Source organism: Chryseobacterium soldanellicola, assembly GCF_900100115.1.
Classification (GTDB): domain Bacteria; phylum Bacteroidota; class Bacteroidia; order Flavobacteriales; family Weeksellaceae; genus Chryseobacterium; species Chryseobacterium soldanellicola.
Genome location: NZ_FNKL01000001.1, coordinates 480,645 through 497,260 on the forward strand (window position 1 = coordinate 480,645; position 16,616 = coordinate 497,260).

The 16,616-nt window shown below is 38.9% G+C and carries 8 protein-coding genes; all 8 read right to left on the minus strand.

Annotation, left to right across the window (positions count from 1 at the left end; translation table 11 throughout):
• Positions 1 to 54 precede the first annotated feature (54 nt).
• Positions 55 to 2,028, minus strand: coding sequence for an alpha-L-arabinofuranosidase C-terminal domain-containing protein (locus tag BLT04_RS02060; RefSeq protein ID WP_089753192.1), 1,974 nt, complete (start codon positions 2,026 to 2,028; stop codon positions 55 to 57).
• 118 nt (positions 2,029 to 2,146) lie between these two features.
• Positions 2,147 to 4,756, minus strand: coding sequence for a glycoside hydrolase family 3 C-terminal domain-containing protein (locus tag BLT04_RS02065; RefSeq protein ID WP_228421889.1), 2,610 nt, complete (start codon positions 4,754 to 4,756; stop codon positions 2,147 to 2,149).
• Positions 4,757 to 4,978: 222 nt separating this feature from the next.
• Positions 4,979 to 7,720 carry a T9SS type A sorting domain-containing protein gene (locus tag BLT04_RS02070; protein WP_089753196.1) on the minus strand — a complete coding sequence of 914 codons (2,742 nt, stop codon included), beginning with the start codon at positions 7,718 to 7,720 and terminating at the stop codon, positions 4,979 to 4,981.
• A 144-nt stretch (positions 7,721 to 7,864) separates the two neighbouring features.
• Positions 7,865 to 10,393: a glycosyl hydrolase 115 family protein gene (locus BLT04_RS02075; RefSeq protein WP_089753198.1), complete on the minus strand. Its 2,529-nt coding sequence runs from the start codon at positions 10,391 to 10,393 to the stop codon at positions 7,865 to 7,867.
• Between the two features lie 247 nt (positions 10,394 to 10,640).
• Positions 10,641 to 12,584 carry a glycoside hydrolase family 97 protein gene (locus tag BLT04_RS02085; protein WP_089753202.1) on the minus strand — a complete coding sequence of 648 codons (1,944 nt, stop codon included), beginning with the start codon at positions 12,582 to 12,584 and terminating at the stop codon, positions 10,641 to 10,643.
• A gap of 6 nt (positions 12,585 to 12,590) precedes the next feature.
• The gene (locus BLT04_RS02090) at positions 12,591 to 13,958 is read right to left on the minus strand and encodes a glycoside hydrolase family 43 protein (protein ID WP_089753204.1); all 1,368 of its coding nucleotides are present in this window, start codon (positions 13,956 to 13,958) and stop codon (positions 12,591 to 12,593) included.
• A gap of 68 nt (positions 13,959 to 14,026) precedes the next feature.
• Positions 14,027 to 15,418 (minus strand): glycoside hydrolase family 43 protein, encoded by a 1,392-nt coding sequence (locus BLT04_RS02095; RefSeq protein WP_089753206.1) that lies wholly within the window; start codon positions 15,416 to 15,418, stop codon positions 14,027 to 14,029.
• Between the two features lie 17 nt (positions 15,419 to 15,435).
• Entirely contained in the window at positions 15,436 to 16,554 is a 1,119-nt protein-coding gene (locus BLT04_RS02100; protein WP_089753208.1) for a glycoside hydrolase family 43 protein, read from the minus strand.
• Between the last annotated feature and the right edge of the window lie 62 nt (positions 16,555 to 16,616).

The following is a 16,616-nucleotide window of genomic DNA, read 5'->3' on the forward strand; positions in this document are numbered from 1 at the left end:
AATGTATAAAATACACTTAATTTTAATTTTTCTTTTATTGATCGCACCTAAGGTTTATTTAATCTTCAAAATAACCAAAGAATTGGCGGGAATTTCAACTGAAAATTTCCCATTTTTAATGATTGAATTATCTTCAGCGGGCTGTATATTTTCCGTTTTAAAGTTGTTTTCGTCAGAAAGTGCAGGAGCTGTTAAGACAATTTTCATTAATTTTTGTCCCAATTTTATATTTCCAGGGTTGATTTCGATTGATTTTTTTTCAGAATCTGTATTGACAATTTTAATAATTACTTCATTATTTTTACTGTCTTTTACGGCTGTTGCATAGATTTTATCCTGTCCGCTGACCGAATTTTTATTATGATAAATTCTCAATAAGTCGGTGCCTTTATTAGTCGAAAATAATTTCTGAACATAATAATTAGGTGTTGCGTATGAATACAGATTATTGAACCAAATCAAATCCGGAGTCCATTGCCAACCATCGGCGTGTGCAAATAACGGCGCATAAGAGGTCATTGTTACCACATCCGCATTTCTTTCCAGTCCGGTCATAAAAGCGGCTTCGGAAAGTGCCGATTCCCAATTGTTTTTATTGTCCGGACTGACTACTTTCACAGACTGAACGGCGTACTCACCCGCAAAAACTTTAGGCCCGTTTCTGTCGTATTTATCATATCTTGCTGCATTTTGCTGAAACCATTTTGCGGAATTGTAATAATGCTCATCCACGATTTGCGCATTGAGTTTTTTAAGTTCTTTCCAGCCATAATCAAAAAAATCACCGTCGGGCGAAGGTCCGCTTCCTGAAATGATTTTAATATCAGGATATTTCGCGTGAATGGCTTTTTCAAAAATTTTGTAGCGTTTGATGTAATCTTCGCCCCACTGTTCATTTCCGACACCGATATATTTCATATTAAAAGCTTTTGGATGCCCCATTTCTGCACGAATCTTGCCCCATTTCGTATTGATATCGCCATTGGCAAATTCAATTAAATCCAACGCATCCTGAACAAAGGGATTTAATTTTTCAAGATCTACCAGCTCACCCGTGTTAAACTGACAGGCCATTCCGCAGCTCAGAATCGGTAAAGGTTCGGCTCCCAAATCTTCGGAAAGCTGGAAATATTCGTAAAAACCTAATCCGAACGATTGGTAATAATCGGGAGCAAGACGGTGCGCAAATCCCGAACTCCATTTATTGATAAGATATTCTCTGTCTGCTACATTTCCTAATGTTTTTTTCCATTGATATCTTTCCGCCAGTGTTCTGCCCTCCACAATGCAACCTCCCGGAAAACGTAAGAAACCAGGCTGCAAATCGTATAATTTCTGAACCAAATCCTTTCTTAAACCACCTTTTCTTCCTTTCCATGTATCTTGTGGAAACAGAGAAATCATATCCATATTTACCACGCCGTTTCCTGTGAATGTGATTTGAAGTTTCGCTTTTTCAACTGTTCTTGTCGGAGAAAAAACAGCCTTATATTTTTGCCAGCCTTTTTCTTTGATGATTATCGGGACTGTAGAAATTACGGCTCCGTTTTCGTCAACCAGGCTTACATTTACGGCAGAAATATTTCCGGACACATTTTCCAGATCAAAACTGAAATCATACTTGGCATCTTTATGAAGCCCAATTCCACGGAAGCCTTCATTTTCCAATACGTATTTTTTATCATTATGAACGGTAATTCTTGCGTAGTTTTTATTGGTCTTGGAATGATCAGAATAAATGGTCAAAAATCCGGAATCCAGATTATGGGAAAGCGTTTGTGTATTTTGCTGCTTCCAGCCAGTTAAAAGTTCGTCAAACTCAAAGCTTCGGTTTTTGATTAATTCGGCATATATTCCGCCATCGGCTGCAAAGTTGATATCTTCAAAGAAAATCCCGTACATTGTTGGCTGAATTTTAATGTTGGTAGAGCTTTCATCCAGATCTAAAGTAAACTTTGAGATTTGCGCTGATGAAAATGCAACGCAGCTTAAAAGAAGGACTGAGAAAATTTTATTTTTAATTTTCATTGATAATTTATTTTGATTGTCTAAACAGACACTTCGACTACGCTCAGTGTGACATATTAAACTTTTAAATTGAATGGTATTTCTGTTTATTGATAAACCTTATAGGTTTCCTGATCGATTATTTGACTTTCAACCGGATACTTTTTAATGCTGAGCTTTTTGAAGTTCCGCCGTATAAAATGGTATAATCTCCCGATTTTGAAACTAAATCATCCGCTTTTTCATCATAAAATTTAAAAGAATCTTCAGAGATGTTTAGCTGAATATTTTTTGTTTCTTTTGCTTTAATCAAAACTTTTTCAAAAGCTCTTAGCGTTTTTACGGGCGCTAAAGGATCATTATTCCTTTTCACATACACCTGCACGACTTCTTCACCGTCTCTTTCCGAAGTATTGCTAACCGGAATTGTTATCGTGATATTTTCATTAGAACTGATGCTGTTTTTGCTCAATTCAGCATTACGATAGGCAAATTTCGAATAGCTCAAACCGTGTCCAAATGCGTATAGGGGATCTTCGGTCATATAGCGATAGGTTCTTCCTTTCATATCATAATTCTCAAAACCCTGATGCTTGCTTGTTTTTGAAAGTGCATTATCCAATTGCTCAATATTTTTGTAAAAAGTAATTGGTAATTTTCCGGAAGGATTGTAATCTCCCGACAGAACGTCAGCAACGGCTGTCCCTCCGGATTGACCGCCATACCAGGCATTCAGAAGAGCATCATAATTTTTTTCATCCTGCTCCAAACCCAGCGCACTTCCTGTGCACAGTACAAACACAATGGGTTTTCCTGCCTTTCTAAGCTCTGCCAATAATTCGCGCTGAACCTTGGGAAGTTCTATTGAGGTTTTGTCTCCACCTTTGAAACCTTCTGCATTTACCTGCATTTCTTCACCTTCAAGACTAGGGGAAAGTCCACCGACAAAAACAATCACCTCAGCGTCCTTTACTTTTTCTTTTACTGAATTAAAATTCACCGGATCTTTTCGGTACACTTCAAAATCTATGCTTACATATTTTCCTTTCTGGCTGTGTCGAAGTTCAACATAATATTCTTTTCCTTTTTCCATTTTTACAGGAAATTCAGAAGGATGTCTGGCGTCGGGGCCTTTTCTTGTTGCAATTTCTTTACCGTCAATCAAAAGCGTGTAAATATCTGATGTTGCAGCAGAAAATATCACTTCACCAGAATAGCTGCTTGTAAAAATACCTGATATTTTTGCTGAAGTATTTTCTCGGGCAACTCCCGGCGCAAGCTGAGTTCCGCCAAAACTGCTGTAGGTAATCCTCGTTTTATTGACCGAAGTATTGACCGGTTTTTCTTTAAATTCATTATTATTAAAAAATTCAACCTTCATTCCTTTTTCACCGTTTTTCTGGCTTACAAAATTCTGGAAAAGAGATGTTCTGGATGATGGATCTGCCACTTCGGTTCCTTTTTCATAAATAATTTCAGCATTTGGAAATTTTGTTTTAATTCCCTCTAAAATCGTTATGGTAGAAGAAGGTGTTCCGTTATAATTTCCCAACTGCATAATCCCGTCATCAGCATTGGGACCTACAACGGCAATTTTTTTAATATTTTTATGCAAAGGCAGAACATTTTTATCATTTTTCATCAATATAATAGACTTTTGAGCCATTTTCAATGCCTGGTCCTTATGTTCTTTAGAATCTACAGTAGAATAAGGAATATTGTTCCAGTGAACAGAAGATTTGGGATCGAGCATGCCTAGTTCAAACCAGCCTTTAAGGATTCTACGCATCGAAATATCGAGGTCTTTTTCGGTGATTAATCCGCTTGCCAGAGATTTATTGAGATTATTGTAAGTATCTCCGCATTCCAAATCAGTTGAATGCTTAAGGGCATCTGCGGCGGCGGTTTTTTCATCAGAATGTGTTCCGTGGTATTTTTCCTGGTAAAAATCGGCCAAAGCCCAACAATCTGAAACGACCATCCCGTCGTATTTCCATTTGCCACGAAGAATTTCATTAAGCAACGTATTATTGGCACAGCAAGGCTGACCGTCGAATGCGTTATAGGCGCACATCACTTCTCTTACATTTCCTTCCAAAACCAATGCTTTGAAGGCCGGGAGATAGGTCTCATACAAATCTCTTTTGGAAATTTCGGCATTATAAGAATGTCTGTTCCATTCCGGGCCGCTGTGAACGGCAAAATGTTTGGCACAGGCATGGGTTTTGAAATATTTCGGATCATTTCCCTGTAGCCCTTTTACGGCAGCAACCCCCAAAACAGAAGTTAAATAAGGATCTTCACCATATGTTTCCTGACCTCTGCCCCATCTGGGATCTCTGAAAATATTAATGTTTGGGGTCCAAAAGGTAAGACCTTCGTAACGCCCGGTTTTATTGGCTTCCTCAAAAGATTTGTTATATTTTGCACGGGCTTCGTCAGAAATCATTTCGAAAGTTTTGAGATGTTCCGGAACGTCCCAGGTTGCCGCCAACCCGATCGCCTGAGGGAAAACGGTAGCCGTTCCTGCTCTTGCCACACCGTGAAGCGCTTCGTTCCACCAGCCGTAAGCCGGAATTTCGAGTCTGGGCACAGCTTTGGAATTATCCATCATCATTCCGATTTTTTCATCAACTGTTAATAATCCCAAGAGATTTTCAATTCTCTGCTCAACCGGAAGGCTTGGATTTTGAAACGGGTATCTGTAATTCTGGCCACAACCAAAAGTATAGATTACTACTGATACCATTAATAAAATTTTGTTCATATGATTGATATTAAAGCAGTTTTAAATTAAATTAAGCTGAATATTGCTACTGAATATTTCTTTACAATGTGATAAATGCAAATATAAGATTCTATTTTTAATAAATGTATAGTTTACACTTAATTATAAGCTATAAAGAAATAAAGTCACCGGAATGAACCGGTAACTTTATTAAAAGCAAATTTTAATTAAATATGATTAACATTATTGTTTTATAAATTTGGTTTTGATGTTTTCTCCTGAACCGGAAATTTCAATAAAATATAGCCCTGCAGGAAGTTTTGAGATATCAATTTTATTTTTACCATTGGTCAATTTTGCGTTATAAAAAACTGTACTTCCTTTTGCATCAACAATTGAATAGGTTCCGTCAGACCATTTCCAGTCAATAAAAATTTCATTTTTAGCAGGATTTGGATATAAGTTAATATCATTTTTTGCTGCTATTGTATTGTCAACTGTAAGCGTAGCAAAGCTCAGAGGAAGAAAGTTATCAGTAAATGTATTATTTTCAGTAAGGTATCCCTGGAACGAACTGATTATGGGTTCATTGCCCGCTGTTACTTTATAAAATCCCGTAACTCCGTTTTCTGTTTTCAATACATATCCTCCTGCAGCCACTTTTATGGACTGATAAACACCATTGATCTGATTCACCGTAATAGCTTTAGGTGTTGATACAGCACCTGATCCTGTGAAAGTTTTACTTCCGGTAGCATTGATTAACACAGGAGTATTCGCAGGAATTACCCCATTGGAAATCTGATTACAAACCACACTTCCGGAACCTGGCTGCATCACATACGCCGTAACTCCTGCAGGAATGGCTGACTGAAAAGGTAAAAGAACGATCCCATACCCATTAAAAGTTCTTGTATAAGTAGCAGAATTTGCTGTAAAACCGAACGGAACCTGAAAATCTTTCCCCAGATCCGAAAGACTAAGATTCTGACAAGAATTGCCGGAAACTACATTTACATTATTGTTGCTCACATTTCCGTTCACATAAAAAATACTGTTTTGGTTGGCAGAAGCACTGTTCCAGGTATCTGTTGATGTGTTTCCCGTAACGTCCCGGAAATCAATGGATGTATAAAATTCATTTTCCAGTGCATCCATAAGATTGCTGTCTGTAAGCGAATATGCTGCTGCAAATTTTGAAGCTCTTTCGTTGCCTACATTGAAATAAATATCGCCTAAAGTCAAGGTCAATATAGAACTGTAATTTCCGCTTCTCAGCCCGATAATCCCTTTGCAGCCATACGGGAGAACTGATCTGGAAATATCAAACACCAAATTGAAGCTTCCCGAACCCGGTGCAGGAAATGCTACACTTCCATAATTATAAGATCTTACCGTTCCGTTGGCATCAACGTAATATAATGTCGTATTGGAAGAAGTCGGCAAATTGCTTGTTGTATAATTTAGTACATTAAAAACAAGCTTATTGTAACGGTCATCAAGAGATAAATATCCATTATTAGCATCAGTATTTGTGCTTATCAACGGGGTGGAGTTATAAAAAGTAACGGTTTTTCCGCTCAGCTGATAATTAGTACCAAACGCAGAATTGGTTGGGATCTGAGTTTCAATTTTATTATAATGAACATCACCGCCTGTCATTAATGATACCGGTCTGTCGCCACTTTTATTAAACACAAAAGTCATTACACTCGATGGGCTCACTTGGACCGTAGGCCGAAAACTCGCCGTACCGAAAGAAAAAGGTGCTGAAGCCATATTCAAGGATTGTGATGTGGTGGTCTGCACTCCTGAAGTAGTAAAAAATGGCAGATCAACTTTAAGATCATACGTGTTTGAAGAAGAATTGATCACAACAAGGGTGATCTGGTTTCCGTCCAGCGAAATATAAGAAGAACCTTCCAAAGTTCCGTTTGAGGTTTCCCATTTTGCATCTATTCTGGTTTTTCCGGTGGTATTTTTGGCATATTGGGATAAAATGTATCCTCTTTTGGTCATGTCTCCGGCAACCGTTCCGTATGAGCCATCTCCCATTAGTCCGTAAAATCTTTTTGAAGCATAATGAATCCACGCATTTACATTTCCAAGCATTGCATTATTGACACTTTTTGCGAAACTAAACCCATCGGTATTCCATATAAAATCTCTTGGAGTCTGACTGCTTGAAGAATTCCAGTTAATCAGATATTCTGTCTGCCATATTTCTTTATTATAATTCTGAAACTGTTTATAAACAGACTGCATTGCACCGTACTGATGTCCTCCGTACACCTCAAAATTCGCCATTACCGCAGGATCTAAGAATGCATTGGCAAAATTATCTGTAAAACCAACACTTTCCGGCGCGATTACCTTACAGTTGATAAGCTGACCATAATTTTTAACAAAATTGGCAATTTGCGTCGGCGTCCAGATACAACCCTGATACTGTGCCATTTCATCGGGCTCATTTTGTATGGATATGTAATCCAATGTCACCCCGTTATCTTGCAGATAAGTCACAAAACTATTGAGATAAAGAGCATAATCCTGATATTTTTCCGGCTTAAGATAACCGATTTGCTGTATTCCGTTTGTATCGGTATATACTGCATTTATGTGGTTATTGGTTTTCCAGTCTGCCGGCATGGTCCAGGGGCTGGCGAATAGGGTAAGTCCCATAGATTTTGCCAGCTGAGCCGTTGCCAAAGCTTTACTCCAATTGCTGCTTTGCTCGGGAATATAAAGGCGCATGATATTATACCCGCCTTCACTGCCTGCACCCCAGAGTTTTTGGATTTCTGTGGTCGTCATGTGGTTGTACCCGAATTGAGGGCTACAGACAAAACCGCCAAAACCAGTTACTTTCTGATAAGCAATACTCTTGTCAATTTTCACTTTCGCCTGCACATTTTGTGCATTTATTTGTACTGAAACTGCAATACCTGTAATTATTGCAAGTATAAATCTGAAGATCTTTTTCATAGTAATAAGTTTTAAATTATGATGTTAAATTGGTCTAATGAATATGTTTAAGATTATCCTTAATTAATATTTCAGCTTCATTTTCTGAAAATTATCCCTTCATTAGATTCACAAACATCAATTTCCAACAATTACCATCTTCATTTATTTTTCTGAATAATCACTTTGAGGAGCTCCCAGATAACTTGGTTTAAGACCTCCCGTATCAATTAGTATTTTCTCTAAAACAATTCCCGGCTCCAGAACCCTGAATCTTAACGTATGCTTTCCTGATTGCGAAATCTGATGTTTTGTTACTGATTTAATGATGTGCTCTGACTGCCATTTTCCCAATTCTCCACGGTAATGCCCGTTAAAATTGACAGTCTCTGGGTTTTCTCCATCAAAAGAAATCTCATAACGTAACCCTTTGTTATGGTTGAAATTTAAAGTCGGGGCTAAAAGCAACTGAACTTCAAATTCGCCTTTGGATGTAAAATTAATATCATATTCCAGATAGATATTTTCATCGGATTTTGGGTAGGCATTCTGTGGAAAAGTCGTTATCCCGGATTTTGTTTTCCCGAAATCAGGAATCACTTCCCAATGAATCCGGTCTGAATTATTCATTCTTGCAAAATTTTCGGCTTCGATAGAAACGTAGCCGTTTTTTTCTGCAAATATTTTATCTTTTGGATTGGCTGTTTCAGGAATATAAGTTACTTCAGGCATTACATTCACTTTTCCGTCAAACCAGGCTTTGTATCCTATCTTCATCTGATCCATCATATGCTTCCATTTTCCACCGGCAATTTCATTATTATATTTATTGTCGAGATAAGCATTTCTTTCAAAACATTCTTTCACTTTATCTGCGTAGAAGTTCGCCTGAATATCATTTTTGTCAGCCAGCTCTTTATTTTTAGCTACTGCATAATACATTTCATATAAATTACTGCATGCATCAATCGGATACAGCACCAACTGGTAATATGTATCCTGATATTCTTCCGGAATCTGGTCTTTCAAACGTAACGCATCCACCGCCAAAGCTCTGTAATCGTTCAGCACCGTTTCGAATTCATGATAATTTTCAAGGCTGAATGTTTTGCTGTCAAGCGTTTCAGGGGTAACCCTTCGGTTATATTTTGCATACAGGTTAATCATTCGGGCAATTTCCTTTGAATGTTTCTGTCCAAATTGCTGGGCAGCCCATTTTTCGGTATACTCCAGAAGATTTTTAGCGTTAAACTGTTTCGGGTTCCAGGCCATTTCAAGAAAAAAACTGATCGGGAATTCCATTGGCTTTAAATCTCCCACGTTGACCACCCAGACTTTGTCGACTTTATGTTCATACGAGAGATTCATCTGTTCCCAGACCCGTTGAATCGGACTGATATTGATCCATTTAGAATTTCTTGGGCCGCCCACATAATCAAAATGATAATACATTCCGTAACCGCCTTTATGCAAGGGTTTTGAAAGATCCGGAAGCTTTCTCACATTGCCCCAGTTATCATCACAAAACAGCAGAATCACATCATCAGGAACTCTCATGCCTTTGTCGTAATAGTCCTGAACTTCTTTGTATAAAGCCCAAACCTGGGGTGTTTTATCCGCTTTTTTACCGGTTACCTCAGCAATAATTTTGCGCTGGTCTTTCACGATTTTTTCAAGTAGAGAAATATTGGTTCCCTCTCCCATTGCTTCATCGCCGTCGCCACGCATTCCGACCGTGACCAGTTTTTCCCAGTTTTTACTTCTCACGATTCCTGCTTTCCAGAATTCCTGCAGTACTTTGGCATTTTTGGAGTAATCCCAGACATTCGGAAGGTTGTTTCTTTTGATATACCGATGCCAATCGGTTTGTGCCTGCGCCATCGGCTCGTGATGCGAAGTTCCCATTACGATTCCCATTTCGTTGGCTAATGGCCCGTTCAAGGCATCATCGTCATAAAATGCTTTTCCCCACATGGCCGGCCAAATATAGTTGCCTTTCAAACGAAGGATCAGCTCAAAAACTTTTTCGTAAAATTTAGAATTAATTCCGCCAAAAGTGGCTCTTGCCCAGCCGCCAAGTGAAGGTTCTTCGTCATTGAGGAAAATCCCGCGATATTCTACGGCAGGTTCTCCATCGGTATAGATTCCCTTTTTGAAATATAAATTTTCTTTCGTTTCAACCGGAACATCCGCCCAGTAATACCAGGGTGAAACGCCAATCTGCTGCGAAACTTCGTAAATTCCGTAGATGGTTCCCCTTTTATCACTTCCGGCAATGACAATGGCTTCCGAAACTCCGGGAAACGGATTGCTGACGTTTTGGATGATATATTTTTCACGTTTTCCGGTTAGAGATTTTCCATCAATCTTTTTTTGTCTGATTAAATCGTCGATCATGGATTTGGTTCCGACAGTTCCGATAATAATTAAAGGAGAAGTCATCCCGGAAATCTGATTCAGAATATCGGGCTTTTCGCCTGTGACTTTCTGAAAATCTGTTTGGAGGTTTTTTACGGCTCTTAATATTCCTGCATCAATGTTATTATTTGTAAATATTGAAATCCTGACTGATGCGTCTTTTAACAGAATGGCATTGTTGCTTTTTTCTGTCGTGATAAACCGTTCGGTTGCCTGTAGATGACAGCAAGCAGCAAAAAACAGTACAAAGAAAAATAGTATAGGTAATCTGTTCATAATCTTATCTTTATCTGATTGAACTTTATAGGTTTTAAAACCTATAAGGTTTATTTTGATTATTGTTTTCCACAGGTTGCACCTATGGCTATTATTGTTGAACCCTTCGGGTTCTCTTGTGGCGAATCACACGCAGCCCGACCTGAGTGGAGCTCTTTTTGTGGAGCAAAGCGGAACAAAAAAGCGGGAAACCTTCGACAAGCTCAGGATAAACTCGGGCGGATAAAGCTGCCCAAATTATTCCTCATCAATTCTTCAATATAAACCCGCCATTCGGTTGAATTTCAATTTCGTATGTTCCTTTTTTACTGATGGAAACCTGTTTTGTAAATGTAGTTCCGGATGTATCATCATTGATAAGCTCAACATTTTTGCCTGCCAACATCGGGAGATTGAGTTTAAGTTTTTTAGAAATTTTTTCAGCATTTACACCTGCGACATACCATTTGTCATTATGCCTTCTCGCAATGACAGAATATTTCCCGGGATAGCCGTCGATGAAAACCGTCTCATCCCAAAGTGTCGGAATATCTTTCATAAAATCCAGCTGGAATTTTGGAGCATCAGTCAGGTTATTTGGCATTACTCCAAACATCTGAATAGGATTCTGAAAAAGAACCGCTGTAGCTAGCTGGAAGCCGTCTGTAGTTAATCTTTTATTTTTTTCTTTATTGGATTTAGTGAGAAATTTATTGAGAAAAGTTCCGCCAAATTCCATGCTTCCGACTGTGTTTCTGATGAAAGGATGTAAGGCGGCAAAAAAAGCTTCCTGCTTACGGACATCTTCTGAAAAATAAAGCATTTCTGAAGCTAAAACGGCTTCACTTCCTGCATAATTCGGGTACATCACTTCCCAGCCCCGCGGTAAAGTGGCGCCGTGGAAAATAATTGTTAATCCGAAATCATTGGCATCCGACAAAATATCTTCGTACAGGCGCATGGTTTCCTGCTTGTCTCCGCCAAAAAAATCGACTTTGAGACCTTTTACACCAATTTCCTTTAGCCATTTCATTTCTTTTTTCCTTTCTACGGTATTACTCATTTTGTTTCTTGGGCCCATCGGTGCATCGTTGGCGGCTCCATTGGAATTGTACCAAAGTATCACACCTACATTTTTGGATTTTGCATACTGAACGAGCTCTTTCATTCTCTCTTTACCGATGTTTTTATCCCAAAGTGCATCGATTAAAATGAATTCATAATTGAGTTTTGATGCCAAATCAATAAATTTCGTCTGATCATCATAATTCATACTTGCATCCTGCCATAATATCCAGCTCCAGGTAGAACGTCCGAACTGATATTCCTGCGAAGGCTCGTAAAGCGGTTCTACGACATCAAAAGGAATGGTGGTTTCCACAATCGGTTGTAAGGAATCTCCAATGGTAATGGTTCGCCACGGTGTTTTTCCCGGAAGTGAAATCGCTGCTCCGGAGCTTCCAAAACCGTTGTTTTCCTGCATATTCGGATAAGCTACCTGATAAAGATCCTTTTCTGAAGTGGTGTTAAGATGAGAAGCGCAATACAAACTGTTTACTCCAGTTTCCGAAAGTAAAACCCAGCCTTCGTTTCCGACGTGGAAAAGCCCGGGAAAAACGTAACCATAATCGGTTTTAATTCCCAATTCCGCATCAGCTTTGTAACCGCTTTCGTAGCTTGGCGCTGTTCGGGCAAAACCGGTCATCGGCTTCATCATCGGTGAGAGAAATGTCGTGGTTTTCACCGGGAATCTGTATCCGGTAGCTTCCGACTCCACAACCGCACTAAAACGGTCTTTCATTGGCAGAATTTCATAGCGGAAAGCAATATTATTATCACTGACCTGAAACTCAATTCCGAGACTGAACTGATCTGCATTCATGAAGCTGACAATCAAAGTATTGGCTTTGTACTCAACTTCAGATTTCTTTATTTTTTTGTTGCTATATTTTTTGGAAATATTATCTTTTTCACTGTCGATAAATTTTAAATTTTTAGAAAAATCTGATTCATTGGTGATTAAACCCAACGGAGACTTGTCAAGCATTGTTTTTCCCTGAAAAGTAACGGAATACGATGCTTTTCCTTCTTCTGAGAATACATTCAGCTTCAGTTTGCCGTCCGGACTGGAAATTTCAGCAACCTGAGCTTTAGCTTCTGATAAAAGACAGAAAATTATTAATGATAGAAATAGAAGTGTTATTTTTTTCATGTTAAATTATTTTGAAAACATCCAATAATCGAAAAACATAATATCTTTTTCCGCTTTACCATTACACACAAAATAGAGATTGTGAATACCTGTAATTTTATTGGTTAAATTAATTTTAACAGTTTCAAAGCGGTCATCTCCGCCAGTCAGCGGAACTTTTATTGTTCCTGCAAGCGGTCCGTCCAAACCATCTAAGCGAACATCCATTGTGACACCACTGTTATGCGTGGTTCCAACGCGGGCAGAAAAAAATGATGCGCCTTCTTTTCCAAAATCAACATTTTTCACACTTGAATAAGCACCATTTTTCTTTGCTTTAATGAAAACTCCCGCTGTTTTGTTCTGATAAGATTTTATATTTTCTGACCATGCAATCATTTCAGCCTGATTGAATGTGTAAGGATTGACGTTTGCAATGGCTTTCGTAATACCGTTGGTCATTGTAAAAGGCGAAATGGAGCCGTCTTTATTGAAATTAAGCTCTTGCACACTTACTGATCTTGTAAACCCACTTCCGCCCGGCAATGCACCGTTATGATAGAAGAAATAGGTTTTTCCTCTGAAATCAATAACTCCGGGATGATTGGTAAAGGATTTTCCTTCCGCAGGCATTATGATTCCGCCGTATTTCCAGGGACCTTGCGGACTTTTGCTTGTCGAATAACCTATAAACTCGGGAAGCGGACCGCCAGGCCAGAAAAGATAGTATAAATCTTTGCGTTTATAGAGCCACGGACCTTCTTCGTATTTCGTTGGTCTTTCGGGATTTCCTTCTCTTTTACCGAAAGATTCTTCGGTCATCGGAACCTCAACAATATCGCCGGAATAGGAAATCATATTTTCATTTAATTTTACATATTTAAGCTTCGGATTCCCCCAATAGAGATGTGCCTGACCGTCATCATCAATAAAAACCGTAGGATCAATATCTCCCCATTCACTTTGAACCAACGGTTTTCCCAGCGGGTCATGAAACGGGCCAAAGGGATTGTCTGCAACGGCAACTCCAATTGCGCCTTTGTTATTGGTTTTTGAAATCATCGGGACGTACATAAAGAATTTTCCGTTTCTTTCGATGCACTGCGCTGCCCAGGCATCACGTTTTGCCCAATCGAAATCGTTGTAGGAAAGAATCACGCCATGATCTGTCCAGTTCACCATATCATTGGTGGAAAATACTTTCCAGTTGTTCATCGTAAACCATGTAGAATCGTCTTCGTCGTGCGTAGTATAGACATATAAACGATCGTTGTAAACCATTGGGGCGGGATCTGCGGTATACGCTGTCTGAACGATGGGATTTTGGGCAGTTACAATTCCTGCGCAACCTGTCAACAAACTAGTTATTATAATTTTTTTGATATGATTTTTCATTTAAATATTTCTATTTAGTCATTATTTTTTCTGATATCAAACTCACTTTTAAGCCAAACGATGACACTTTAATTTAAATTGAATTTCCACCAGTCAAAGTAAAAAAGGTCTTTATTTCCTTTAAATACAAAATACACATCGTGAACGCCTTTTATATTTTTTACTGGAGATTTAATCGTTTTGAAGAGGTCGCCTTCGCCTTTTCCTGTCACCTGAACGGTTCCTAATACCGGCCCGTCAACCTCATCGGTACGGATTTCTATGCTTCCGCCATTTATCGCAGCAACAGATATTTCCAGGAATTTTGTTCCTTTCGAAAAATCAACACCCTGAACTTTGATATAATCTCCATTATTGATCGATGAAACGACAATACGATCCGTTATTTTTTTGCCGGTGTCATAAGGATTATTTCTTTCCCATTCGGTCATTTTCTCGGTTTTTACCCCTTCACTGTAAGCAATAGTTTCCGCTTCAATTTTATTATAAGGATTTAAAACTGCAATTCTTTTTACGCCTTCCGGATTCCAGAATGGCAGCTTTTGAATCGTGCCATCGGCATTGTAAACCATTTCGCTTACACAGACAGAGCGGCGCTCATAATGTTTGCTGATTGTTTGTTTCCCAAGATTGTAATTGAAGCCAAACACGTAAGATTTTGCTTTATAATCGATAATTCCGGGATGATTTCCGTTGGAACGTTTGTCGCTGTCCATAATCATTCCTTTATATTCCCACGGACCGGTCGCCGATTTACCCATTGCATAGCCAATTCCTTCCGGACAACATGTTGAAGCGTACGCCAAATAATAATTGCCGTTCCGTTTCCACACCCAAGGTCCTTCCTGATAATGAAATGGGTCTGGCGAACCTTTGACTTTAGCAATCGAAGGCTCTTTCACGATTGGTCCGTCAACAGAAATCATATCTTTATTGAGCTTTACATACCATAAATTGGGATTTCCCCAGTACAGATAAGCCTGCCCATCATCATCAATGAGAACTGTCGGGTCGATATCATCACTTGAATTTTTCACCAACGGTTTTCCGATAGGGTCTTTGAAAGGACCATACGGGCTGTCTGCTACCAAAACCCCGATTCCTCTTTGTCCGGGCATCGGGCAATACATATAAAACTTGCCGTTTCTTTCGATAACTTGTGGCGCCCACGCTCCATTTTCGGGATCTGTCCATTTGAAATCTTTTAAGGAAGCCACAATCCCATGATCGGTCCAGTTGACCATATCGGTTGAGGTGTACAGCAGCCAGTTTTTCATTTTAAATCCAAATGAATCATCTTCGTCGTGACTGGTGTACAGAAAAACAGTGTCTTTATATACCATTGGCGCAGGATCTGCCGTAAATTTGGTCTGAATGATGGGATTTTGGGCAGAGAACCACGACCCAACAAGCAGTAATCCTATGTTTAAAGTATATTTTAAAAGTGTTTTTTTAATCATAATTAGTTTTTTTGAATTTAATATTTAATGATTTGCTCGGTCCAGGTTGGCCCTGTGATGTAGAACATTCCGTTTTTGTAATGAACTGGCTCGATTCCCATTTGCGGACCCAGCTCCCAGGGCTGAAAAGTCTGACTGTAGGGATAAGGTCTTTTTTCGTACATAAAATAATGACAGGAATTCCAGAGATTCCCGTCTGGACCGATGAACAATGCATTGTGTCCGGTTTCCTGATAAGGGTCTTCGGTATCGGTAAAGAATAGATTATCGTAGCCGTTTTCTTTTGCCATTTCGGTTCTGTAACCTTTTTTGCGAGTTCCAAAAATCGGTTCTGGTGAAGCGAGTTCCCAAGGTCCTAAAGGTGATTTTGATTTTAACAAACCGACTTCATAACCTCTTGTCCATGTGGAGAAAAACATAAAATAGGTTCCTTCTTTTTTAATCACGAAAGGCCCTTCGATTCCGCCAACCATCCATTCCGGCCAGCCGGGTTGTTTTTTGTCGAGAAATTTTTGAATAGGTGTGGTTAGCTTTCCTGTTTTCAAATCAATTTTAGCCTGAAAAAGTCCGTTACCACTGCAATAGAGATAAACCTGACCGTCTTCGTCTTCAAATAAAGTTGAATCATTGTTATATTGAGGCGTCAAAGGTCCGTTGACCAATTTGTAAGGACCTGTAACTTTATCTGCTGAAAATAGCCAAACATTGTGCGTAGCCATTCCTTTTGGGTCTTCTTTCGTCACTTTTCCACTGTTTACGGTAAGCCAGTATTTTCCTTTAATAAAGTGAATTTCAGGCGCCCAGAATCTGCCATTGTAAGGTGTATCTTTCGGAAGTTTTTTGGCATCAATGATGAATGAATGTTGTTTCCAGTTGATTAAATCTTTTGAAACCAACATTCGCACACCTGGATTCGGGCCAGTCCAGACCGGATTGGAGGTTCCAACACAATACCACAAATCATCAACTTTAATAATGAAATGATCGCGCATAGAAATGGCAGAATCTCTGGTAATCGGATTAGTGTAGCGAAATTCTTTCTGTAAAGAAGTTTTGCTTTTTTCAACCTGAGCAAAAACACCATTCAAAGGAAAAATAAATAATGAAAATGCCAGAATATTTTTTAAAATGTTCATAATTTTAATTTTATCTTTTTATGTTTATAGGATTGCATCCTATTCTCTGTTAAATCGTCCCG

Bases quoted from the DNA above. Each gene is read 5' to 3' on its own strand.
- BLT04_RS02100 (WP_089753208.1), bottom strand. From the start codon at position 16,554: ATGAACATTTTAAAAAATATTCTGGCATTTTCATTATTTATTTTTCCT.
- BLT04_RS02075 (WP_089753198.1), bottom strand. From the start codon at position 10,393: ATGAACAGATTACCTATACTATTTTTCTTTGTACTGTTTTTTGCTGCT.
- BLT04_RS02090 (WP_089753204.1), bottom strand. From the start codon at position 13,958: ATGAAAAATCATATCAAAAAAATTATAATAACTAGTTTGTTGACAGGT.
- BLT04_RS02060 (WP_089753192.1), bottom strand. From the start codon at position 2,028: ATGAAAATTAAAAATAAAATTTTCTCAGTCCTTCTTTTAAGCTGCGTT.
- BLT04_RS02095 (WP_089753206.1), bottom strand. From the start codon at position 15,418: ATGATTAAAAAAACACTTTTAAAATATACTTTAAACATAGGATTACTG.
- BLT04_RS02065 (WP_228421889.1), bottom strand. From the start codon at position 4,756: ATGGTATCAGTAGTAATCTATACTTTTGGTTGTGGCCAGAATTACAGA.
- BLT04_RS02070 (WP_089753196.1), bottom strand. From the start codon at position 7,720: ATGAAAAAGATCTTCAGATTTATACTTGCAATAATTACAGGTATTGCA.
- BLT04_RS02085 (WP_089753202.1), bottom strand. From the start codon at position 12,584: ATGAAAAAAATAACACTTCTATTTCTATCATTAATAATTTTCTGTCTT.